This window comes from Pilosibacter fragilis (assembly GCF_032490495.1).
Classification (GTDB): Bacteria; Bacillota; Clostridia; order Lachnospirales; family Lachnospiraceae; genus Pilosibacter; species Pilosibacter fragilis.
Genome location: NZ_JAVYJB010000069.1, coordinates 1 through 667, shown reverse-complemented (window position 1 = coordinate 667; position 667 = coordinate 1). Strand labels below are relative to the sequence as shown.

Below are 667 nucleotides of genomic sequence, written 5' to 3'. Positions count from 1 at the left end.
GAAAGCAGGGAGCTGTCGAAGGCAGGTCTGATAACTGGGGTGAAGTCGTAACAAGGTAGCCGTATCGGAAGGTGCGGCTGGATCACCTCCTTTCTAAGGAAGAAGAAGTAAGGGTTTTATATACTGTTCAGGTCTCAAGGACCTAACTAAAGAATTCTGGTGTCGATGCGGTCAGGGGACACACCCGTTCCCATCCCGAACACGACGGTTAAGACCTGATCGGCCGATGGTACTATGCTGGAGACGGCATGGGAGAGCAGGTGGATGCCAGATTCAATGGGCTTATAGCTCAGCCGGTTAGAGCGCACGCCTGATAAGCGTGAGGTCGGTGGTTCGAGTCCACTTAAGCCCATTACCCGGAAGGGTAATGCAAGAAGTGACTGGCTGATTGAAATAAATACAGAACATAAATGAATAAGGGATCGCCTCGAAAGAGGGAAGGCCCGCATCCATGGGGGTGTAGCTCAGTTGGGAGAGCACCTGCCTTGCAAGCAGGGGGTCAAGAGTTCGAATCTCTCCATCTCCACTCGGGATTAAATCTAATCCCAATAACGTACCTTGAAAATCACATATTGAAATAAGTAATCTTAAATATTTAAGATACAAGACATCCGAGGCGTATCGAAAGATACGTAACCGAAAGAATCAAGTAAACTTTAAGACCAGG

The 667-nt window shown here is 48.1% G+C and carries 2 tRNA genes and 2 rRNA genes; all 4 read left to right on the top strand.

Annotation, left to right across the window (positions count from 1 at the left end):
• A 16S ribosomal RNA gene (locus ABCW45_RS17780) occupies positions 1-93 on the top strand; the annotation flags it as partial.
• Positions 94-155: 62 nt separating this feature from the next.
• Positions 156-273: ribosomal RNA gene (gene rrf / locus ABCW45_RS17775) — 5S ribosomal RNA — on the top strand.
• Positions 274-278: 5 nt separating this feature from the next.
• Positions 279-352, top strand: a tRNA-Ile gene (locus ABCW45_RS17770).
• Between the two features lie 101 nt (positions 353-453).
• A tRNA-Ala gene (locus ABCW45_RS17765) sits at positions 454-526 on the top strand.
• Positions 527-667 lie beyond the last annotated feature (141 nt).